At 73.1% G+C, this 19,394-nt stretch carries 18 protein-coding genes; 6 read left to right on the top strand and 12 right to left on the bottom strand.

Annotated elements, in window-relative coordinates:
• Window positions 1-45: 45 nt before the first annotated feature.
• The 5 genes from ACIQD7_RS33895 to ACIQD7_RS33915 all read right to left on the bottom strand — a co-directional run bounded on the left by ACIQD7_RS33895 (window position 46) and on the right by ACIQD7_RS33915 (window position 6,445).
• Window positions 46-1,401, bottom strand: a complete 1,356-nt coding sequence (locus tag ACIQD7_RS33895; RefSeq protein ID WP_402447086.1) for a hypothetical protein — start codon at window positions 1,399-1,401, stop codon at window positions 46-48.
• A gap of 52 nt (window positions 1,402-1,453) precedes the next feature.
• Window positions 1,454-3,070: a citramalate synthase gene (cimA, locus tag ACIQD7_RS33900; RefSeq protein ID WP_402447088.1), complete on the bottom strand. Its 1,617-nt coding sequence runs from the start codon at window positions 3,068-3,070 to the stop codon at window positions 1,454-1,456.
• A 282-nt stretch (window positions 3,071-3,352) separates the two neighbouring features.
• Window positions 3,353-4,684 carry an MFS transporter gene (locus ACIQD7_RS33905; protein WP_402447091.1) on the bottom strand — a complete coding sequence of 444 codons (1,332 nt, stop codon included), beginning with the start codon at window positions 4,682-4,684 and terminating at the stop codon, window positions 3,353-3,355.
• A 75-nt stretch (window positions 4,685-4,759) separates the two neighbouring features.
• Window positions 4,760-5,305, bottom strand: coding sequence for a TetR/AcrR family transcriptional regulator (locus ACIQD7_RS33910; protein WP_402447139.1), 546 nt, complete (start codon window positions 5,303-5,305; stop codon window positions 4,760-4,762).
• A 123-nt stretch (window positions 5,306-5,428) separates the two neighbouring features.
• On the bottom strand, window positions 5,429-6,445 hold the full coding sequence (locus ACIQD7_RS33915; RefSeq protein WP_402447093.1) for an agmatine/peptidylarginine deiminase: 1,017 nt from the start codon (window positions 6,443-6,445) through the stop codon (window positions 5,429-5,431).
• 439 nt (window positions 6,446-6,884) lie between these two features.
• Between ACIQD7_RS33915 and ACIQD7_RS33920 the strand changes: the two genes are divergently transcribed.
• Window positions 6,885-7,622, top strand: a complete 738-nt coding sequence (locus tag ACIQD7_RS33920; protein WP_402447095.1) for a DUF4232 domain-containing protein — start codon at window positions 6,885-6,887, stop codon at window positions 7,620-7,622.
• Between the two features lie 69 nt (window positions 7,623-7,691).
• Here ACIQD7_RS33920 and ACIQD7_RS33925 read toward each other — a convergent pair whose 3' ends face one another.
• From ACIQD7_RS33925 to ACIQD7_RS33940, 4 genes are all read right to left on the bottom strand, one after another.
• The gene (locus ACIQD7_RS33925) at window positions 7,692-8,798 is read right to left on the bottom strand and encodes a branched-chain amino acid aminotransferase (protein ID WP_402447098.1); all 1,107 of its coding nucleotides are present in this window, start codon (window positions 8,796-8,798) and stop codon (window positions 7,692-7,694) included.
• 263 nt (window positions 8,799-9,061) lie between these two features.
• Window positions 9,062-10,102 (bottom strand): 3-isopropylmalate dehydrogenase, encoded by a 1,041-nt coding sequence (locus ACIQD7_RS33930; protein WP_121831356.1) that lies wholly within the window; start codon window positions 10,100-10,102, stop codon window positions 9,062-9,064.
• Window positions 10,103-10,193: 91 nt separating this feature from the next.
• On the bottom strand, window positions 10,194-10,325 hold the full coding sequence (locus tag ACIQD7_RS33935; protein ID WP_272922254.1) for a hypothetical protein: 132 nt from the start codon (window positions 10,323-10,325) through the stop codon (window positions 10,194-10,196).
• A gap of 214 nt (window positions 10,326-10,539) precedes the next feature.
• Window positions 10,540-11,481, bottom strand: coding sequence for a LysR family transcriptional regulator (locus ACIQD7_RS33940; protein WP_402447101.1), 942 nt, complete (start codon window positions 11,479-11,481; stop codon window positions 10,540-10,542).
• A gap of 168 nt (window positions 11,482-11,649) precedes the next feature.
• Between ACIQD7_RS33940 and ACIQD7_RS33945 the strand changes: the two genes are divergently transcribed.
• Genes ACIQD7_RS33945 through ACIQD7_RS33955 form a run of 3 tightly spaced genes read left to right on the top strand, consistent with a single transcriptional unit; the run spans window position 11,650 to window position 13,796 of the window.
• Window positions 11,650-12,654 carry a zinc-binding dehydrogenase gene (locus ACIQD7_RS33945; RefSeq protein ID WP_402447104.1) on the top strand — a complete coding sequence of 335 codons (1,005 nt, stop codon included), beginning with the start codon at window positions 11,650-11,652 and terminating at the stop codon, window positions 12,652-12,654.
• Between the two features lie 54 nt (window positions 12,655-12,708).
• The gene (locus ACIQD7_RS33950) at window positions 12,709-13,050 is read left to right on the top strand and encodes a PadR family transcriptional regulator (RefSeq protein WP_121831353.1); all 342 of its coding nucleotides are present in this window, start codon (window positions 12,709-12,711) and stop codon (window positions 13,048-13,050) included.
• Window positions 13,047-13,796, top strand: coding sequence for a hypothetical protein (locus ACIQD7_RS33955; RefSeq protein ID WP_402447106.1), 750 nt, complete (start codon window positions 13,047-13,049; stop codon window positions 13,794-13,796). The genes ACIQD7_RS33950 and ACIQD7_RS33955 overlap by 4 nt, the downstream gene beginning before the upstream one ends.
• Window positions 13,797-13,848: 52 nt before the next feature.
• Here the strand turns inward: ACIQD7_RS33955 and ACIQD7_RS33960 are convergent, their stop codons facing one another.
• On the bottom strand, window positions 13,849-14,385 hold the full coding sequence (locus ACIQD7_RS33960; RefSeq protein ID WP_402447109.1) for a GNAT family N-acetyltransferase: 537 nt from the start codon (window positions 14,383-14,385) through the stop codon (window positions 13,849-13,851).
• A gap of 116 nt (window positions 14,386-14,501) precedes the next feature.
• Here ACIQD7_RS33960 and ACIQD7_RS33965 point away from each other — a divergent pair, with 116 nt between their 5' ends.
• A complete protein-coding gene (locus ACIQD7_RS33965) occupies window positions 14,502-15,380 on the top strand; it encodes an alpha/beta fold hydrolase (RefSeq protein ID WP_402447112.1) in 879 nt (292 codons plus the stop codon).
• Between the two features lie 109 nt (window positions 15,381-15,489).
• On the opposite strand, the gene pruA is transcribed toward ACIQD7_RS33965, so the two are convergent.
• Both pruA and ACIQD7_RS33975 read right to left on the bottom strand, forming a co-directional pair.
• Complete coding sequence (gene pruA / locus ACIQD7_RS33970) at window positions 15,490-17,121, bottom strand: L-glutamate gamma-semialdehyde dehydrogenase (RefSeq protein WP_121831351.1); 1,632 nt, start codon at window positions 17,119-17,121, stop codon at window positions 15,490-15,492.
• A gap of 34 nt (window positions 17,122-17,155) precedes the next feature.
• Window positions 17,156-18,082: a proline dehydrogenase family protein gene (locus tag ACIQD7_RS33975; RefSeq protein WP_121831350.1), complete on the bottom strand. Its 927-nt coding sequence runs from the start codon at window positions 18,080-18,082 to the stop codon at window positions 17,156-17,158.
• A gap of 190 nt (window positions 18,083-18,272) precedes the next feature.
• Between ACIQD7_RS33975 and ACIQD7_RS33980 the strand changes: the two genes are divergently transcribed.
• Window positions 18,273-19,385, top strand: coding sequence for a PucR family transcriptional regulator (locus ACIQD7_RS33980; RefSeq protein WP_402447115.1), 1,113 nt, complete (start codon window positions 18,273-18,275; stop codon window positions 19,383-19,385).
• Window positions 19,386-19,394: the final 9 nt, after the last annotated feature.

Consider the following 19,394-nt stretch of genomic DNA (forward strand, 5'->3'; position numbering starts at 1 on the left):
GCCCCGGCGCCGCCGATCCGGCCCGCCCTGGAAGCCGCCTCCGCCCTAGAAACCGCCTCCGCCGTCGAAGCCGCCGCCCCCGCCGAAGTCCCCTCCCCCGCCGAAGCCACCTCCGTCGAAGCCGCCCCCGCCGTCGAACCCGCCCGACCCGAAGTCGCCGGAGGAGAAGTCGCCGCCCTGGAAGTCGCCGCCGCCGTACTCGGAGGCGTAGGCCGGGGTGGACAGCATCGAGCCGAGGACGGTGCCCATGAGGAGGCCGGGGAGCAGGCCGCCGCCGAAGTAGCCGCCGGCCCAGGGGCCGTAGGCGGGTCCCGCCTCCCAGTAGGGGCGGCGGCCGGAGTCGGTGTCGACCGTACGGGCGAGGGGGTCGCGGCCGTCGTCCAGGCGGGCCGCGTCGGCGGCGCAGACCGGGACCTCGCGGGCGGCGCCGCCGGCCGGGGTCCAGACGCGGTCCTCGGTCGAGGGGCCGTGGCGCGGGTCGAAGAAGCAGGGGGCGCGCCGCTCGGGCGGCGGGCGGTGCTCGCGGCGGGCGGCCAGGACGGCGAGGGAGAAGCGGCCGTCCTCCAGGGCCTCGGTCACCCCGCGCACGTCGTGCGGGCGGGCGGCGGAGCCCATGAGGGACTTGGCCCGGTCGTAGGAGTCGAGGGCGTGTTCGTAGTCGCTGCGCATGGCGTCGTCGGCGCCGGCCTCGGCGGGATGGAAGTCGAGGCGCTCCAGCTCCTCCCCGAAGGCGGTGATGTCCTCGTCGACGACGACCCGGAGCTTCTCCAGGGCGGCCCGCTCCTCGGCCTCCTTGCGGAGCCGGTTGCGGCGGACGACCGCGTAGCCGCCCGCGCCGGCCGCGACGACGACGCCGCCGAGGACGGCGAGTCCGGCGACCGGGACCCCGGAGCCGGATCCGGCGGAGTCCCAGGAGGAGGGGGCGGAGCCGCGCAGGGCGGGCAGGGCCTGGTCCACGAAGGCGTTCAGCTCGGCGGCCGCGTCCACGTCCTGCGCGCGGACGGAGGCGGCGAGGTTGCGGACGGCGGCCGGGGACATCACGGAGGGGTCGACCCCGGCGTCGAACCGGTCCCCGAGCCGCACGGCGTACAGGCCGGTGGCGCCGGTCTGGGCCCGCAGGTTGTCGATGAGCCCCTGCGGCGGGAACTCCGCGTTCGCGGGCAGCACGGCCACGAAGAGCGGTTTGTCCGCGTCCTCGATCTTCCGCGCGAGGGCGTCCGCGTCGGCCTTCGAGAGCTGGTCGGCGGCGCCGGGGTCGACGTATACCGGGCCCTGGCGCAGGGCGGCGGCCGCGTCGGACACGCCCGTGGCCCTGGCGCCCGCGACGGGCACCAGGACCAGGAGCAGCAGCAGTATCAGCCCGCCGAGGGCCGCTGGGCGGGCGAGCGGCCTGGTCCTCATACGTCGACGCTACCCGAACGGCGCCGAACAGGACATAGAAGGACAGAGGCGGCTATTCGGCGGGGTCGACCCCGGCCCGCAGCAGGCCGTAGGTGAAGGCGTCCTCCAGGGCCTGCCAGGAGGCGGCGATGACGTTCTCGCCGACGCCGACCGTGGACCACTCGCCGTGGCCGTCGCTGGTGGTGACCAGGACCCGGGTGGTGGACTCGGTGCCGTGGCGGCCCTCCAGGATGCGGACCTTGTAGTCGGTCAGCTCGAACTTGGCGAGCTGCGGGTAGATCCGCTCCAGGCCGACCCGGATCGCCCGGTCGAGGGCGTTGACCGGGCCGTTGCCCTCGGCGGTGGCGACGATCCGCTCGCCCTTGGCCCAGAGCTTCACGGTGGCCTCGTTGGCGTGGGTGCCGTCGGGGCGGTCCTCGACGATCGCCCGCCAGGACTCCGTACGGAAGTAGCGGCGGGCCCGGCCCTCGGCCTCCTCGCGCAGGAGCAGCTCGAAGGAGGCGTCGGCGGCCTCGTACGTGTAGCCCCGGAGCTCGCGCTCCTTGACCCGCTCGACGACCCGGGAGACCAGCGCCCGGTCGCCGCCGAGGTCGACGCCCAGCTCCTTGCCCTTGAGCTCGATGGAGGCACGGCCGGCCATGTCGGAGACGAGCATCCGCATGGTGTTGCCGACCCGCTCGGGGTCGATGTGTTGGTAGAGGTCGGGGTCGACCTTGATCGCGGAGGCGTGCAGTCCGGCCTTGTGGGCGAAGGCGGAGACGCCCACGTACGGCTGGTGGGTGGAGGGGGTGAGGTTGACGACCTCGGCGATGGCGTGCGAGGTCCGGGTCATCTCGGCGAGGGCGCCCTCGGGCAGCACCCGCTTGTCGTACTTGAGCTCCAGGGCCGCGACGACGGGGAAGAGGTTGGCGTTGCCGACCCGCTCGCCGTAGCCGTTGGCGGTGCACTGGACGTGGGTGGCGCCCGCGTCGACGGCGGCGAGGGTGTTGGCGACGGCGCAGCCGGTGTCGTCCTGGGCGTGGATGCCGAGGCGGGCGCCGGTGTCGGCGATGACGGTGGCGACGACGGCCTGGATCTGGGCGGGGAGCATTCCGCCGTTGGTGTCGCAGAGGACGACGACGTCGGCGCCGGCCTCGTGGGCGGCGCGGACGACGGCCTTGGCGTAGTCCGGGTTGGCCTTGTAGCCGTCGAAGAAGTGCTCGCAGTCGACGAAGACGCGGCGGCCCTGCTCGCGCAGGTGGGAGACGGTGTCGCGGACCATCTCCAGGTTCTCTTCGAGGGTGGTGCGCAGGGCCAGCTCGACGTGCCGGTCGTGCGACTTGGCGACCAGGGTGACGACCGGAGCGCCGGAGTCGAGGAGCGCCTTGACCTGCGGGTCCTCGGCGGCGGTGCCGCCGGCCCTGCGGGTGGCGCCGAAGGCGACGAGCTGGGCGTTCTTGAACGCGATCTCCTGGCGGGCGCGGGCGAAGAACTCCGTGTCGCGGGGGTTGGCACCGGGCCAGCCGCCCTCGATGAAGCCCACGCCGAACTCGTCGAGGTGCCGGGCGATGGTCAGTTTGTCCGCGACGGTGAGGTTGATGCCCTCGCGCTGCGCCCCGTCGCGCAGCGTCGTGTCGAAGACGTGGAAACTGTCGTCGAGGGGTGACGCCTCGGCGTTCTCCGTGGTCATGACTGTCATGGCTCCTGTCGGATGTGGCTCCGGAAGGTCTGGCTCCACTTGCCCCCATTCTCGCGCCGCGTCCGTCTCCGGCGTGGGTGGGGCCGGAAAACGAAAAAACCCCTCGCGGGTGCGAGAGGTCTGCGCGCGGGTCTGGGGCACGGTGTCCGCCTGCGTGGGGGTCGTTCCACGCGTCAGCGGTCACTGCGGACCGGCGCGCCGCTGCCGATAATCATCGTGGTAGCAGGCACGCCGGAAGTCTGACACAGGTGGCCGCCCCGTGGGGCGTGGGTCTCACGATACGGGCAGGCTGTCCGGTTTCCGCCCGGCCGCGGCGCCGTCGGCGCCCTTCCCGACCCGGCCGAGGTCGATGTCGCGGGTCTCGCGCATCGTGAGGTAGACGACCAGGGAGACGGCCGCGCAGCCGGCCACGTACCAGGAGAAGCCCGACTCGATGCCCGCGTCCTTGAACCAGAGGGCCACGTATTCGGCGGTGCCGCCGAAGAGGGCGTTGGCGATGGCGTACGGGAGGGCGACGCCGAGGGCGCGGACGCCGGTCGGGAAGAGCTCGGCCTTCACGCAGGCGTTGATGGAGGTGTAGCCGGTGACGACGAGGAGCGCGAGGAGGGAGAGGCCGAGGGCCGGCCAGAAGGAGCCCGCGTGCCTGAGCATCGCCATGATCGGCACGGTGAGGAGGGTGGAGCCGACGGCGAAGGTGATGAGCAGGGGGCGGCGCCCGATCCGGTCGGAGAGCCGTCCGGCGAGCGGCTGGAGGCAGGCGAAGACGATCAGGGCGCAGAAGGAGACCAGGGTGGCGGTCTGCTTGGGGAGCCCGGCGGAGTTCGAGAGGTACTTGGTGAGGTAGGTGGTGTACGTGTAGTACGCCACGGTCCCGCCCATGGTGAGCGCGACGACGAGGAAGGCCTCGCGGCGGTGCGCCCACAGGGCCTTGAGGGTGCCCTGCTGTCCCTGCTCGACGCCGTCGCCCGCGGTCTCCTCGTAGACCTCGGTCTCCAGCATGGTGCGGCGCAGGTAGAAGACGACGGCCGCGCCGAGGGCGCCGACGACGAAGGGGATCCGCCAGCCCCAGGAGTGCAGGGCCGCGTCGGAGAGGGTCTGCTGGAGGACCAGGAGCAGGCCGAGGCCGAGGACCTGGCCCGCGGTCATCGACACGTACTGGAAGCTGGAGGCGAAGCCGCGGTGCTCGGGGGCGGAGGCCTCGGTGAGGTAGGTGGCGCTGGCCGCGTACTCGCCGCCGACGGAGAGGCCCTGGAGGAGGCGGGCGACCAGGAGGACGGCGGCGCCGCCGTATCCGGCGACCGCGTAGGTGGGGGCGACGGCGATGAGGACGGCGGAGGCCGACATCAGGGTGACGGTGAGGGTGAGGGCCGCCTTGCGGCCCTTGCGGTCGCCGACGCGGCCGAGGAGCCAGCCGCCGACCGGGCGCATGAAGAAGCCGACGGCGAAGATGCCGGCGGTGTTCATGAGTTTGGCGGTGTCGTTGCCCTCGGGGAAGAACGCCCCCGCGAAGTAGGTGGCGAAGCTCGCGTACACGAACCAGTCGAACCACTCGACCATGTTGCCGGCGGAGCCGACCCAGATCTTCTTCCACTGCTCTCGTCCCATGGGCAGGAACCGTGCCGGAGCACCGGCCCGGCCAACAAGGGTGCCGGGGACAACGATCCTGTGTACTTGCGTGCGTTACGGTCGCGCGAGCAGCTCCTGCTCGACGAACTCCCTTACGTGGTCGAGGACTTGCCCCCTTCCGGTGCCGGGGAGCCCGACGGCGACGTGCACGCTGAAGCCGTCGAGCAGGGCGCGCGTCCGGGTGGCGAAGCGGTCCGGGTCGACCGGCCGGAACTCGCCGCGCGAGACCCCTTCGGCCAGGATCGCGACCAGGTCCCGGTGCCAGGCGCCCTCGACGGCGGCCTGCCGGGCGCGGGCGTCGCCGTCGGCGTTCCGCGAGCGGTTCCAGACCTCCAGCCAGAGCGTCCAGTGCGGGTCGCGCGGCCCCTCGGGCACGTACACGTCCACGTATCCGTCGAGCCGCTCGCGGGCGGTCCCGGGCCGGGAGAGCAGGGCGTCGCGCCGGGCCCCGAGCCGCCCCTCGCTCCACTCCAGGGTCTGGAGCAGCAGCTCGTCCTTGGTGCGGAAGTAGTACAGCAGGTGCCCGCTGCTCATCCCGACCTGCCGCCCGAGCCCGGCCATGGTGAGCCCGTCGAGCCCGCGCTCGGCGATGGTCCCCATGGCGGCGGCGAGCACCTCCTCGCGGGGAGGCGCGGCCTGGTTGCGGCGGCGGGGGTGGGACGGGGGGCTGCTGCTCTGACTCACTCGTACGTTCTACCCGATCGGGGGCGGGGGCCCGGCCCCTCAGACGCCCGGCTGCTGCTGGGTGATGCAGTGGATGCCGCCGCCGGCCGCGAAGATCGTGCGGGCATCGACCAGGACGACCTCGCGGTCGGGGAAGAGGCGGCGGAAGATCTCGGCGGCGAGTTCGTCGTGGGGGTCGTCGAAGGCGCAGAGGATCACGGCGCCGTTGCAGAGGTAGTGGTTGATGTACGAGTAGTCGACCCAGTCGCCCTCCTCGTCCTTGAGGACGGTGGGGGCCGGGACCTCGATGACCTCCAGGGGGCGGCCCTGGGCGTCGGTGGCGGCGCGCAGGACGCTCGCGTGCGTCCGGGAGCGCTCGTAGTCGGGGTGGGCCGGGTCCTGCTGGCTGTGGACGAGGACGGTGCCGGGGCGGGCGAAGGCGGCGACGATGTCGACGTGGCCCTGGGTGCCGTACGTGCCGTAGTCGGCGGTGAGGCCGTGCGGGAGCCAGATCGCCTTCGTGGTGCCCAGCCTGGCGTGGATCTCGGCCTCGACCTGCTCGCGGGTCCATCCGGGGTTGCGGCCGGAGCCGAGCTGGACGGTGTCGGTGAGGAGGACGGTGCCCTCGCCGTCGACGTGGATCGCGCCGCCCTCGTTGACCAGGGGGCTGCTCACGACGGGGACGCCGGCGGTGTCCGCGACGTGGCGGGCGATCGTGGAGTCGTGCTCCCAGCGGGCCCAGTCCTGGGCGCCCCAGCCGTTGAACACCCAGTCCACGGCGGCGAGGCCGGTGCCGTCCGTGACGAAGGTCGGGCCGATGTCCCGCATCCAGGCGTCGTCGAGGTCGCGCTCGACCAGGTCGACGCCGTCGCCGAGGAGCGCGCGGGCGCCCTCCGCGTCGCCGGGGGCGACGACCATCGTGACCGGCTCGAAGCGGCGGACGGCACGGGCCACCGAGGCCCAGGCGGCGCGGGCGCCGGCCAGCTCCTCCTCGTCGGTGAAGGTGGGGTTGGGGCTGGGCCAGGCCATCCAGGTGCGCTCGTGCGGCGTCCACTCGGCGGGCATCCGGTACGTCATGATCAGCGGGTCCTAGAGGAAGTAGAGGGGCTGGGGGAGACGGACCCGACCGCCTCGGAGCGAATCGGGAGCCGTCGGGCGGATCGGGGAGTCGTCGGGCGGGGCGGGGCCCGTCCGGGCGCCGGTCGCGTTCCACGGGGTCGGTCGCACGTCCCGGACACCTCCTGTTTGATCGCCACTCTAAATGCTGAGGAGGACGCCTCCAAGGATTTGCGCACGATACGGGCGCAGGTCACATGGAGCGCCACTCTAAAAGCCGTCCCGGACGGGGGCGTGCCCGGCCGTGGACCGCGCCCGATCACGGCATGGGCGCCAGTTCGTACGGAGGCTGTAACAGACGCGGGACGCGGGTGAGCGGGCCCCGCCGCGCGGCAACAATGACGGTGTCGCATGTGCGGTGGACCGGCTCCGGGCCGGTCACGGGGGAAGAGGAAACGGCATGAACTCGAAGAAGACCAGAGGTGGTTCACCGCGTCGGGGCCTGCGCGGCGCCGTCCTGGGCGCGGCCGTGGTCGCGGCCCTGCTGACGACCACCGCCTGCCAGGGCGACGGTCCGGCCGCCGCGTCGCCGGCCTCCGCCGCGCCCTCGGGCTCCGCGTCGTCGGGCGGGGGCGCGCCGGAGACCACCGCGCCCACGGGCGACGCGGGGACCGGCGGCGGCGGGCCGACGGCCACCGGGACCGGGGACAGCGGCGAGACCGGCGGCGGGAACGGCACGGCGTACCCGGACTGCGAGGCGGACGGGCTCGGCACCGCGGTCGAGCTCCAGGACGCGGCCGGGGAGACCCCCCGCCACTTCCTGCTGACGGTCACCAACAGGGCGAAGACGCCGTGCGTCCTCAACGACGCGCCGCAGGTGCGGCTGAAGGCGGGCAGCGCCGCCCCGATCGTCGAGCCGCTCGGGGAGCCGGACACCGAGCCGGTCGTCGTCGAGGGCGGCGGGAAGGCCTACACCGGGCTGTACGTCTTCGGGAACGACGAGGGGGGCGAGGCGGAGTACGACCGGTCCGACCGCTTCACCGCGACCCTGGTCGCCGGTGAGGGCACCGAGCTGAGCGGCACGCTCGTCTTCGACCTGCCCGACGGCCTCGGCACGGTCTCCGTCGACGACGCGGCGCGGGTGAACGGCTGGGCCGGGACCGAGGGGCTCGCGATGCGCCCGATCAACCAGCTCTGAGGCGCGGGGAACGGATCGGGGCCGGCGCCCGCTCGTGGAGCGGTGCCGGCCCCGGGCCGTACGGGGGTACTAGCCCAGCTCGTGCATCCAGCCGTGGGTGTCCTCGGACTTGCCGGTCTGGACGGCGAGGAGCGCCTCGCGGAGCTTCATCGTGACCGCGCCGGGCTCGCCGCCCGACTGGGTCCACTCGCCCCGCGCGGACTTGACCGTGCCGACCGGGGTGATGACGGCGGCGGTGCCGCAGGCGAAGACCTCGGTCAGGGTGCCGTTCTCGCTGTCGGCCTGCCACTGGTCGATGGAGACGCGGCCCTCCTCGGCCTCCAGGCCCAGGTCGGCGGCCAGCTTGAGCAGCGAGTCGCGGGTGATGCCGGCGAGAAGCGAGCCGGTGAGGGTGGGGGTGATCAGCTTGGGCTTTTCATTGGACTCGGCTCCGTACACGAAGTACAGGTTCATGCCGCCGAGCTCCTCGACCCACTTGTGCTCGACAGCGTCGAGGTAGGCGACCTGGTCGCAGCCCTTGGCCGCCGCCTCGGCCTGCGCGAGCAGGGAGGCCGCGTAGTTGCCGCCGGTCTTGGCGTCGCCGACGCCGCCGGGAACGGCGCGGACGCGGTCCTCGGAGAGCCAGATGGAGACGGGCTTCACGCCGCCGGGGAAGTACGGGCCGGCCGGGGAGGCGATGACGACGAAGAGGTACTCGTTGGCGGGGCGGACGCCCAGGCCGACCTCGGTCGCGATCATGAACGGACGCAGGTAGAGCGAGGCCTCGCCGCCGTGCTCCGGGACCCACGCCTTGTCGTGCCGGACGAGGACGTCACAGGCCTCGACGAAGGTCTCGACGGGCAGCTCGGGCATGGCCAGGCGGCGGGCGGAGGCCTGGAAGCGGCGGGCGTTGGCGTCGGGACGGAAGCTGGCGACCGAGCCGTCGGGGCGGCGGTAGGCCTTCAGGCCCTCGAAGATCTCCTGCGCGTAGTGCAGGACGTTGGTGGCCGGGTCGAGCGCGAGCGGGCCGTACGGGACGAGCTGGGCGTCGTGCCAGCCGCGGCCGTCGGTCCACCGGATGGTGACCATGTGGTCGGTGAAGTGGCGGCCGAATCCGGGGTTGGCCAGGATCGCCTCGCGCTCCGCGTCGGACAGCGGGCTGGAGGAGGGCTTGAGCTCGATCGTGGGCGTCGTCATGAGTGCGTGTCCTTCACCGGTCGTGGGGAGAGGACCGCGCGCGTACGCCACTGTCGGAGACGGCTCGTCCCTGACGGAGTGGACGTCCGACGATGCCCGCATACGGCGGTCCCGCGTTCGATTATCGCGCGCGGGGGCCGGTGCGTGAAACAGGCGGGCGCGGTCCGGGGTTCTTTCGGGGTGCGCACCCCGCGGCCGCGCAGAGGACAGCCGCCGGGCGCGGTGCGACCCGGCGGCTGATGTCGTGTGTCAGTCGGCGCGGGTCAGCTCGCTACGCGCGCGGCGAGCGCGTCGCCGATCTCGTCCGTGGTGCGGACGCGGTCGCCGCGCTCGGTGAGGTCGGCGGCGACGGCCTCCTCGACGCGGACGGCCTCGGCCTCGTAGCCCAGGTGGCGCAGGAGGAGGGCGACGGAGAGGACGGTGGCCGTGGGGTCGGCCTTGCCCTGGCCCGCGATGTCCGGCGCGGAGCCGTGGACCGGCTCGAACATCGACGGGAAGTCGCCGCTGGGGTTGATGTTGCCCGAGGCGGCGACGCCGATGCCGCCGGAGACGGCCGCGGCGAGGTCGGTGATGATGTCGCCGAAGAGGTTGTCGGTGACGATCACGTCGAAGCGGGCCGGGTCGGTGACGAGGAAGATCGTCGCGGCGTCGACGTGCAGGTAGTCGGTGGTGACCTCGGGGAACTCGGCCGCGACCTTGGTGAAGATGTCCGTCCAGAGGTGGCCGGCGAAGGTCAGCACGTTGTTCTTGTGGACCAGCGTGAGCTTCTTGCGCGGGCGGGCCTGGGCGCGGGCGAAGGCGTCCCGGACCACGCGCTCGACGCCGAAGGCGGTGTTGACCGACACCTCGGTGGCGACCTCGTGCGGGGTGCCCTTGCGGATGGTGCCGCCGTTGCCGGTGTACGGGCCCTCGGTGCCCTCGCGGACCACGACGAAGTCGATCTCGGGCTGTCCGGCGAGCGGGGTCGCCACGCCGGGGAGCAGCTTCGAGGGACGCAGGTTGACGTGGTGGTCGAAGGCGAAGCGGAGCTTCAGGAGGAAGCCGCGCTCCAGGACGCCGGAGGGCACCGACGGGTCGCCGATGGCGCCCAGCAGGATGGCGTCGTGCTTCTTGAGGGAGTCCAGGTCGGCGTCGGTGAGGGTCTCACCGGTGGCGTGGTAGCGCTGGGCGCCGAAGTCGTACTCCTCGGTCTCCAGCTTCACGTCCTGGGGAAGGACCGCCGAGAGGACCTTGAGGCCCTGGGCCACGACCTCCTGGCCGATGCCGTCGCCGGGGATGACTGCGAGATCGATGCTGTGAGACATGTCGGCACCCTACTGGTCGTCCCATCGTCTGACACGCAACGTCCACCATGTGGACGAACGTCCGAGGGACGGTCCCGGGGGGCGGGGCGGATCAGTGGCCGGTGGAGCCGCCGTTGTCACGGCGGTCGAGGGCGCGCTGGAGGGCGGCGGCGGCGTTCTGGCGGGCCTCGTCGGCGGGACGGGCGGCGGAGTGGCGGACGCGGCGGGCGGTCTGAGCGGCCATGAGGGATCGACTCCTTGAGATCAGTGGTGATCGAAGGCGCCGGAAGGGGCGGGGAGCGCCGCCGCAGGGGTTGCCTGCACGGGGCGTCGCGCTCTCGGCCGCCATTCGCTGATGAAGCGAGACGTTCGGCTCCTACAAAGCTAGGGCAGGACACCGCGTCTGTCTCCACAATTACTCGGACTTCCTACTATCTGAGACGGCGGGACACCGGGGGTCACCCCGCGACGGCCCGCAGCTCCCGGATCAGGGCCCGTACGGCGGGGGAAGAGGCCAGCTCGGGGGTGGTGACGTAGCCCACCGAACGCGTCGGGCGCTCCGGCCCGAGATCGGTGATCCGCACCGAGGGCGGTGCTCCGACGAGGGAGAGCTCCGGCATCACGGCCATCCCGAAACCGGTGCCCACCATCGAGAGCACCGCCCCGTCGTCCTCGGCCTCCACGGTCGCGGGCGGCAGCCACTCCTGGCAGGCCCACCACTCCCGGGTGTACGAGGTGCAGTTCTCCGTCCAGTCGATCAGCGGGAGCGTGCGCGGCGCCGGGTGCCCGGCCGGGTGCACCAGGGCGTACCCCTCCTCCAGGAGGACGCCGCCGACCAGCTCCGGCGGGACCGGCGAGGTGGTGCCGAGCGTGGCGATGCCCAGGTCGGCCCGCCCGTCGAGGACCTCGCCGGCCGTGCCGCGCCCCACCTCCCGCACGATCCGCACCTCGGGCACGACCTCGGGGTGCCGCTCCGCGAGCCGTCCCAGGGCACGGGGCAGCAGGTGCAGGGCGGCGCTGCGGAAGGCGGCGATCCGCAGCGGTCCGGCGGGCGCGTCGGCCTTCGTGGCGCGCACCTCGGCGGCCATCACCTCCAGGAGCCGCAGCACCCGCCGGGCATACCCGAGGGCCCGCTCTCCGGCGGGGGTCGGGGTGGCGCCGGCCCGGCCGCGCTCGAAGAGGACGGCGCCCAGCTTGCGTTCGCTGCCGCGCACCGAGTGCGAGACGGCGGACTGGGTCATGCCGAGGGCGACGGCGGCGGCCGAGAACCCGCGCTCGCGCCCGACGGCGACGAGGACGCGGAGCTCGCGCGGGGAGAGATCGCGCGCCTCGACCCCCGGGCCGGTCGCGCCGCGACCGTCACCCCGGGCGTCGCCGCCCCCGTACGCGTACCCGGTCACGCGGACCACCCACCCCTCGCTCGTACGCGACCACCGGCCTCCCGGGCGGCGGGCCGGGGCCGCCCCCACCCGCTCCCACCAGTCCCCATGAGCAACTTTCATGGATGCCCGGGAACCATCGACGCTACCCCCTGCCCGGGCCTCCGGCCGCCCCCTACGGTCGGCGGCATGATGAACGACTCCATGATCACCGTCCGGCAGACCGCCCGGCCCACCGGCTTCCCCACCCCCGACCTGTTCTCCTTCACGGAGGAGCCGCTGCCGGCGCCCGGGCCGGGCACCGCGCTCGTCGAGAACCTCCAGCTGTCGGTCGACCCGTACCACCGCGAGGCGATGGACACGGACGAGCTGTGGATCCTGGGCGCGCCGATGGAGGGCCGGGCCCTGGGCCGGGTGCTCGACTCGCGCGACCCGGCGCTGCGCCCGGGCGACCTCGTCCTGCACCGCAAGGGCTGGCGCACCCACGCCCTGGTCGCGCCGGACGAGGCGCGCCGGGTCCCGGACCTCGGCCCCGGCGTCCCGCTCGCCGCGCACCTGAGCCTGCTCGGCGGTACGGGCCTGTCGGCCTACGTGGGCCTGACCCGGATCGCGCGGCTCCAGCCGGGCGAGGACCTGTTCGTCTCGGCGGCGGCCGGCGGAGTGGGCACGGCGGCGGGGCGGCTCGCCCGGCTGCTCGGCGCGGGACGCCTGGTGGGCAGCGCGGGTTCGGCGCGCAAGGTGGCGTACCTGACGGAAGAGGTCGGTTTCGACGCGGCCTTCGACTACCACGACGGGCCGGTGGCGGAGCTGCTCGCGAAGGCCGCGCCCGACGGGCTCGACGCGGCGCTGGAAGGGGTGGGCGGCGAGCACCTGGAGGCCGCGATCGGCGCGCTGCGCGAGTACGGCCGGATCGCCTGGGTGGGCGCCGTGGGCCAGTACCACGCGCTCTCGACTCCCCCGCCGGCCCCGCGCAACCTCTTCGACCTGGTCGGGAAGAGCATCCGGCTGGAAGGGTTCCTGGTGCGGAACCACACGGACGCCCTGGAGGAGCTGTACGACCTCGCGGTCCCCCGGCTGCGCGACGGCTCGCTGCCGCTGGACGTGACGGTGACGGAGGGCTTCGGCCACGTCGTGGACGCGTTCCTGGGGATGCTGCGGGGCGAGAACCTGGGGAAGGCGCTGGTCGCGGTCTGACTCGGCACACCCACCTAGGTTGTTTTCCTACCTAGGTAGTGATGAGATGTGCCCATGGCCGCAGACCGCAGATCCAGCTGGCTCAAGGGCGTCCTCGACCTGCTCGTCCTCTCCTGCCTGACCGACGGCGAGAGTTACGGGTACGAGATCGCGAAGGCGCTCGCCGGGGCGGGCCTGGGCGAGATCAAGGGCGGGACGCTCTATCCCGTGCTGAACCGCCTGGAGGAGGCCGGCCTGGTGGAGGCCGAGTTCCGCGCCGCCGAGCGCGGGCCGGGCCGCCGCTACTACCGGCTCACCGGGCCGGGCCGGGAGCACCTGGCGGCCGAGGGCGCGGCCTGGAGCGAGTTCCACCGGGCCGTACGGACGCAACTGCACACAGGGGGAGCGACACCATGAGCACCGACGCCTACTTCGAGGAGCTGACGGGCGCGCTGCGCGCGGCGGACGTGCCCGGGGAGCAGATCGACCGGACCGTCGCCGAACTGCGCGGGCACCTCGCGGAGACGGGGACCGCGCCGGAGGAGGAGTTCGGGCCCGCCGCGCGGTTCGCGGCCCGGCTCGGCGGGCTCGCCCCGGCCCCCGGGGAGCCGGACGGGGCGGCGGAGCACTGGACGTGGACAGCGGACCTCTTCAACGACCGCCGGATGCTGGCCGTCCACGGGGACCAGGGGTGGGAGGTGGAGTCCCTGGACGCGATCGGCCGGTTCGTCTGCCGCCGGGTGCCGGGGGCCGCGCTGGCCTGGGAGTACCGGCGCGAGGTGATCACGGACCGCCGCCGCGCGCAGGTCCTGGAGGAGCTGGAGCCGGAGGGCTGGGAGCCGTGCGGCGAGTGGCTGACGTACGGCTATTTCAAGCGGCCGAAGGCGGCGACCACGGGTCCGGAAGGGGGCCTGGAGGCGCTGCCGGCCCGCCCGCACGGATGGCTGTTCCTCAGCCGCCGGGGCAAGGCGGTGCTGGCGGTCTGGACGCTCGCCGTCCTCGCCTGCCTGGGGGTGGCCCTGACCGGCCTCGGGCTGCCGGGCTACACGATCGCGCTGTTCGGCTTCGGCTACGCGATCACCATGACGTACACGGCGAAGAAGGAGACGGAGAAGGGCCGGGTCCACGCGGACCGCGCGGCGGCGGGGGGCCACGGGGCCTGACGCGCCGTCACGCCCCCACGTCCCCTCACGTCCCACGCCCCCTCACGCCCCTTTACGTCACGTCGCCGTCCCGCCAGTCGAAGACCAGCGGGGCGGCGGGGTCCGGCAGGGGCCGGCCGGCCGCCGGGCGCAGGAAGACGCCGCCCTCCTCCTCGGGGAGGTGGACGATCCCGGCGGGCGTGAACGCCTCGACGCGCCCCTCCCAGACCTGCCAGCCGCGCCCCCGGTAGAGGGCGGCGCCCGCGTCCGAGGCGGCGAGCGCCCCGAAGGCGTACGCCCCGTCGATCACCCGCTCCAGCTCGGCCATGACCTCGCCGCCGAGCCCCCGGCGGCGCAGGTCGGCCCGGACGCCGACGCCCTCCACGTACCCGACGCGATGCGAGCGGCCGCCGTGGAGCAGGCGACGCATGACGACGGCGCCGTGGGCGGCGATGCCCCGCTCGTCCTCGATCCAGGCGTGGAGGCCGCCGAGGGCGTGGTCCCAGTCCTCGTCGTCGAAGTTCCCCTCGAAGGCGAGGTCGAGCATCTCGCGTACGGAGCGGAGCCGGGCGGCTCCGACGTCATGGGTGGGCGCGGTCCTCACGGTCATGGCCTCACCCTCCCACATCCACCTAACTACCAAAAGTGAATTGACAGGTTACTTCCGCCGTGCTGGAATCCCGACATCGACGCCTAACCATTAAACAATCATTAAGGGGTTAGAAGATGTCCGTGCCGCCGACCCACCACCGCACCGTCACCGTCCGGGGCCACGAGATCGCCTACCGGGAGGCGGGCCCGGCCGACGCCCCCGCCCTGCTCCTGCTGCACGGCTTCCCCACCAGCTCGCACATGTTCCGCGACCTGATCCCGCTCCTCGCCGACCGGTACCACCTGGTCGCGCCCGACCACCTCGGCTTCGGCCGCAGCGCCGCGCCCTCCGCCGACGAGTTCGCCTACACCTTCGCCGAACTGGCCGCGCTCACCGCCGAGTTCACCGAGGCCGTCGGCCTGGAGCGGTTCGCGCTCTACGTCCAGGACTACGGCGCCCCCCTCGGCCTCCGCCTCGCCCTCGCCCATCCCGAACGCGTCACCGCGATCGTCACCCAGAACGGCAACGCCTACGAGGAGGGCCTCGGCGCCGAGGCCTGGGCCCCGGTCCTCGCCCTGATCGCGGAACGCACCCCCGAGACCGAGGAGCCGGTCCGCGCCATCCGCTCCCCCGCCGGCATCCGGTGGCAGTACGAGACGGGCGTCCCCGCCGAGTACCGCGACCTCCTCAGCCCCGACGCCTGGCACCACGACGCCGCCCTGATGGCCCGCGAGGGCCAGGACGGCGTCCAGCTCGGCCTCATCGCGGACTACGGCTCCAACTTCGCCCTGTACCCCGCCTTCCAGGAGTACTTCCGCACCTCCCGGGTCCCCCTCCTCGCCGTCTGGGGCGAGGGCGACCCGATCTTCGTCCCGGCGGGCGCCGAGGCCTTCCGCCGCGACCTCCCGGACGCCGAGGTCCACCTCCTGCCGACCGGCCACTTCGCCCTGGAGACCCACGCGCCACGGATCGCGGAGCTGATCGACGACTTCCTGACCCGGCGGGTGCGCTGAACCCCCGCCCATGGGAACCGCCCCCGACCTCGGTTGGGGGACCGGGGTCGGGGGCGGTGTCAGGGGCTGCCCGGAAGGGGCAGGGGGCCGCTCGCGCGGCGGGTGGGCGTCAGCCCATGTGCGGGTAGCCGTACTCGGTCGGCGGGACCAGGGTCTCCTTGATGGCGCGGGTCAGCGTCCAGCGCATCAGGTTCTGGGGGGCGCCGGCCTTGTCGTCGGTGCCGGAGGCGCGGCCGCCGCCGAAGGGCTGCTGGCCGACGACGGCGCCGGTGGACTTGTCGTTGATGTAGAAGTTGCCCGCGGCGTAGCGGAGCTTCTCCATCGTGTACGCGGCGGCGGCGCGGTCGTTGGCGATGACCGAGCCGGTGAGCGCGTAGTCCGAGACCGACTCCATCTGGGTCAGCATCTCGTCGTACTTGTCGTCCTCGTAGACGTGGATCGCGAGGATCGGGCCGAAGTACTCGGTCGTGAAGACCTCGTTCTCCGGGTCGGTGCACTCGATGACGGTCGGGCGGACGAAGTAGCCGACCGAGTCGTCGTAGGTGCCGCCCGCGACGATGGTGCACGCCGGGTCGGACTTGGCGCGGTCGATCGCCGCCTTGTTCTTGGCGAACGAGCGGTCGTCGATGACGGCGCCGATGAAGTTCGACAGGTCGGTGACGTCACCCATGGTGATGCCGTCGACCTCGGCCGCGAACTCCTCCTTGAAGCCGTCGTTCCAGATCGAGGCCGGGACGTACGCGCGCGAGGACGCCGAACACTTCTGGCCCTGGTACTCGAAGGAGCCGCGGGTCAGGGCGGTCTTCAGGACGGCGCGGTCGGCGCTGGGGTGGGCGACGACGAAGTCCTTGCCGCCGGTCTCGCCGACGATCCGCGGGTACGAGCGGTAGTTCTCGATGTTGTTGCCGACCGTCTTCCACAGGTGCTGGAAGGTCTTGGTCGAGCCGGTGAAGTGGATTCCGGCCAGGTCGCGGTGGTTCAGGGCCACCTCGGAGACGGCGATGCCGTCGCCGGTCACCAGGTTGATGACGCCCTTGGGCAGGCCGGCCTCCTCCAGGAGCTCCATGAGGAGCACGGCGGCGTGGGTCTGCGTCGGGGACGGCTTCCAGACCACCACGTTGCCCATGAGGGCGGGGGCAGTGGGCAGGTTGCCCGCGATGGCCGTGAAGTTGAACGGCGTGATCGCGTAGACGAAGCCTTCGAGCGGGCGGTGGTCCAGGCGGTTCCAGACGCCCGGCGAGTTGGCCGGGGGCTGCTCGGCCAGGATCTGGCGGGCGTACGCCACGTTGAAGCGCCAGAAGTCGACGAGCTCGCACGGGGTGTCGATCTCGGCCTGCTGGGCGGTCTTGGACTGGCCGAGCATGGTGGACGCGGCCAGCGTCTCGCGCCAGGGGCCGGCGAGCAGCTCGGCGGCGCGCAGGATGATCGCGGCGCGGTCGTCGAAGGACATCGCGCGCCAGGCCGGGGCGGCGGCCAGGGCGGCGTCGATCGCGTCCTGGGCGTCCTGCCGGGTGGCGCCCCGGAAGGTGCCGATGACAGCCTGGTGGTTGTGCGGCTGGACGACCTCGAACTCCTCGCCGCCGCCCAGGCGCTTCACGCCGCCGATGGTCATCGGCAGCTCGCGCGGGTTCTCGGCCAGCTCCTTGAGCTTGAGCTCCAGACGGGCGCGCTCGGGGGAGCCGGGGGCGTAGCCGTGCACCGGCTCGTTGACGGGAGTGGGGACCTGGGTCACAGCGTCCATGAGTCTCGATACTCCTTCGGAGGGGTGGTGGGGCTCAGCCCTTGGTGAGGATGGAGCGGACGAAGAAGAGGAGGTTGGCCGGCTTCTCCGCCAGGCGGCGCATGAAGTAGCCGTACCAGTCGGTGCCGTACGCGGTGTACACGCGCATGCGGTGCCCCTCGGCGGCGAGGCGGTTCTGCTCCTCGCCCCGGATGCCGTACAGCATCTGGAACTCGTACTCGTCCAGCTTGCGCCCGGCGCGGCGGGCCAGCTCCTGGCCGACGGAGATCAGGCGGGGGTCGTGGGACCCGATCATCGGGTAGCCCTTGCCCTCCATCAGGATCTTCATGATCCGGACGTACGCCTTGTCTATCTCGGGCTTCTCCTGGATCGCGACGGAGGCGGGCTCCTTGTAGGCACCCTTGACGATCCGGACGCGGGAGCCGTTCGCGGCGAGGCGGCGGGCGTCGTCCTCGGTGCGGAAGAGGTACGCCTGGATGACGCAGCCGGTCTGCGGGAAGTCCTTCCGCAGCTCCTCGTGGATGGCGAACATCGAGTCGAGGGTGGTGTGGTCCTCGGCGTCCAGGGTGACGGTGGTGCCGATCTCGGCGGCGGCCTCGACGACCGGCCGGACGTTCGCGAGGGCCAGCTCGTGGCCGTTCTCCAGGGACTGGCCGAACATCGACAGCTTCACGGACATCTCGGCGCGCTCGCCGAGGCCCAGCTCCTTCAGGCGGCCGATCAGCTCCAGGTAGGCGTCCCGGGCGGCGTGCGACTGCTCGACGGTGGTGATGTCCTCGCCGACGACGTCGAGGGTGACCTCCAGGCCGCGCTCGCTCAGCTCCCGCACGATCGGGACGACGTCGTCCACGGTCTCGCCGGCGATGAAGCGTGCCACGACCTGCTTGGTCCCGGGCGCGGCCGACACGAAACGGCGCATCTTGTCACTGCGCGACGCGGCGAGGATCACGGGACCCAGCACGGGGCACCTCCAGAGGGCAAGGGTAGAACGGGGCCGTACCCGGACGAAGGCCACCAGGCGAACGAACCGGAACAGCACGGATAACCACTGTGAAACCTACGAATCGCTCCGATCGTCCGCCACCTACACCTGTCACGCATCCGTGGCCCGCCTCTCATACATCTGTCTGAGAGGGTGCGAGAATGGGGCGGTGAAGGGCGATTACCAAGACCTGGTGGACGAGATCTCCGCACTCCTCGGGGCCCCGGCGACGCTGGAGAACCGCGACTTCGGCCTGATCGCCTTCGGCGCCCACGACAGCGACGACGACACCGCGATGGACCCGGTCCGGACGCGGTCGATCCTGACCCGGGGGTCGACCCCGGCGGTCCGCGCCTGGTTCGAGGGCTTCGGCATCACCCGGGCGGAGGGCCCGGTCCGCATTCCCGCCTCCCCGGACGCGGGCGTCTTCCGGGACCGGATCTGCCTCCCCGTACGCCATCGGGGTGTCGTCCTCGGGTACGTGTGGCTGCTCGACGCCGAGCCGGGGCCCACGCCCGAGCGGCTGGCGGCGGCCATGGAGGTGGCCGCCCGGATCGGCGGGCTCCTCGCCGACGAGGAGCGGGCGGGCGCGGACCTCTCGCGCGAGTTCGCCGCGGCCCTGACCGCCGGGCGCGGCTGGCAGAACGACATGGCCGTCGCGGCGCTGCGGGCGGCCCTGGGGCCCAGCGCGGACGGGCTGCACGCCGTCGTGTGCGTGACCCCGTGGCAGGGGGACGCCCCCTCGGTACGGGCCGTCCCCGGCGCGGCGGCGGTCGCCGCCCTCCCGGACGCCGCCTCCCTCGCCCTCCTCGTACGGCTGCGCACGGCCGAGGACCTCTCCCCCGCCCGCTCGGCCGCCGGGCGGCTGCGCGGGGACGCCCCGGCCGGGATCGCCGTCCCCCGGCGGGGCCTCGTGGAGCTTCCGGCGGCCTGGCGGGAGGCGAGCACGGCGGCCCGCGCCGCGACGGCGCAGCTGAGGCTGGGCCCGGTCGCGGAGTGGGCGGGCATCGGCCCGTACCGGCTCCTGGCGGCGCTCTACCACCCCGAGGTCGACCCGGTCGTCGCCCCGCTGCTGGCCCCCGCCCACGCCGAGCTGGCCCGCACGGCCGAGGCGTACCTCGACCACGCGGGCCAGGCGGGGCGCACGGCGGCGGCCCTGGGCATCCACCGGCAGACCCTCTACTACCGGCTGTCCCGGGTGGAGCAGCTCACCGGCCTGGACCTGGACGACGGCGAGGACCGGCTGCTGCTCCACATGTCCCTGAAGTCGGGGCGGCTCTGAAGGGGTCTT

The organism is Streptomyces sp. NPDC093071, assembly GCF_044754545.1.
In the GTDB taxonomy this organism is placed as follows: domain Bacteria; phylum Actinomycetota; class Actinomycetes; order Streptomycetales; family Streptomycetaceae; genus Streptomyces.

Coding starts and splice junctions, on each gene's coding strand:
- ACIQD7_RS33930 (WP_121831356.1), bottom strand. CDS start 10,102: ATGTCTCACAGCATCGATCTCGCAGTCATCCCCGGCGACGGCATCGGC.
- ACIQD7_RS33895 (WP_402447086.1), bottom strand. CDS start 1,401: ATGAGGACCAGGCCGCTCGCCCGCCCAGCGGCCCTCGGCGGGCTGATA.
- cimA (WP_402447088.1), bottom strand. CDS start 3,070: ATGACCACGGAGAACGCCGAGGCGTCACCCCTCGACGACAGTTTCCAC.
- ACIQD7_RS33915 (WP_402447093.1), bottom strand. CDS start 6,445: ATGACGTACCGGATGCCCGCCGAGTGGACGCCGCACGAGCGCACCTGG.
- ACIQD7_RS33945 (WP_402447104.1), top strand. CDS start 11,650: ATGATGAACGACTCCATGATCACCGTCCGGCAGACCGCCCGGCCCACC.
- ACIQD7_RS33910 (WP_402447139.1), bottom strand. CDS start 5,305: ATGGGGACCATCGCCGAGCGCGGGCTCGACGGGCTCACCATGGCCGGG.
- ACIQD7_RS33905 (WP_402447091.1), bottom strand. CDS start 4,684: ATGGGACGAGAGCAGTGGAAGAAGATCTGGGTCGGCTCCGCCGGCAAC.
- ACIQD7_RS33955 (WP_402447106.1), top strand. CDS start 13,047: ATGAGCACCGACGCCTACTTCGAGGAGCTGACGGGCGCGCTGCGCGCG.
- ACIQD7_RS33935 (WP_272922254.1), bottom strand. CDS start 10,325: ATGGCCGCTCAGACCGCCCGCCGCGTCCGCCACTCCGCCGCCCGTCCC.
- ACIQD7_RS33965 (WP_402447112.1), top strand. CDS start 14,502: ATGTCCGTGCCGCCGACCCACCACCGCACCGTCACCGTCCGGGGCCAC.
- ACIQD7_RS33920 (WP_402447095.1), top strand. CDS start 6,885: ATGAACTCGAAGAAGACCAGAGGTGGTTCACCGCGTCGGGGCCTGCGC.
- pruA (WP_121831351.1), bottom strand. CDS start 17,121: ATGGACGCTGTGACCCAGGTCCCCACTCCCGTCAACGAGCCGGTGCAC.
- ACIQD7_RS33950 (WP_121831353.1), top strand. CDS start 12,709: ATGGCCGCAGACCGCAGATCCAGCTGGCTCAAGGGCGTCCTCGACCTG.
- ACIQD7_RS33925 (WP_402447098.1), bottom strand. CDS start 8,798: ATGACGACGCCCACGATCGAGCTCAAGCCCTCCTCCAGCCCGCTGTCC.
- ACIQD7_RS33960 (WP_402447109.1), bottom strand. CDS start 14,385: ATGACCGTGAGGACCGCGCCCACCCATGACGTCGGAGCCGCCCGGCTC.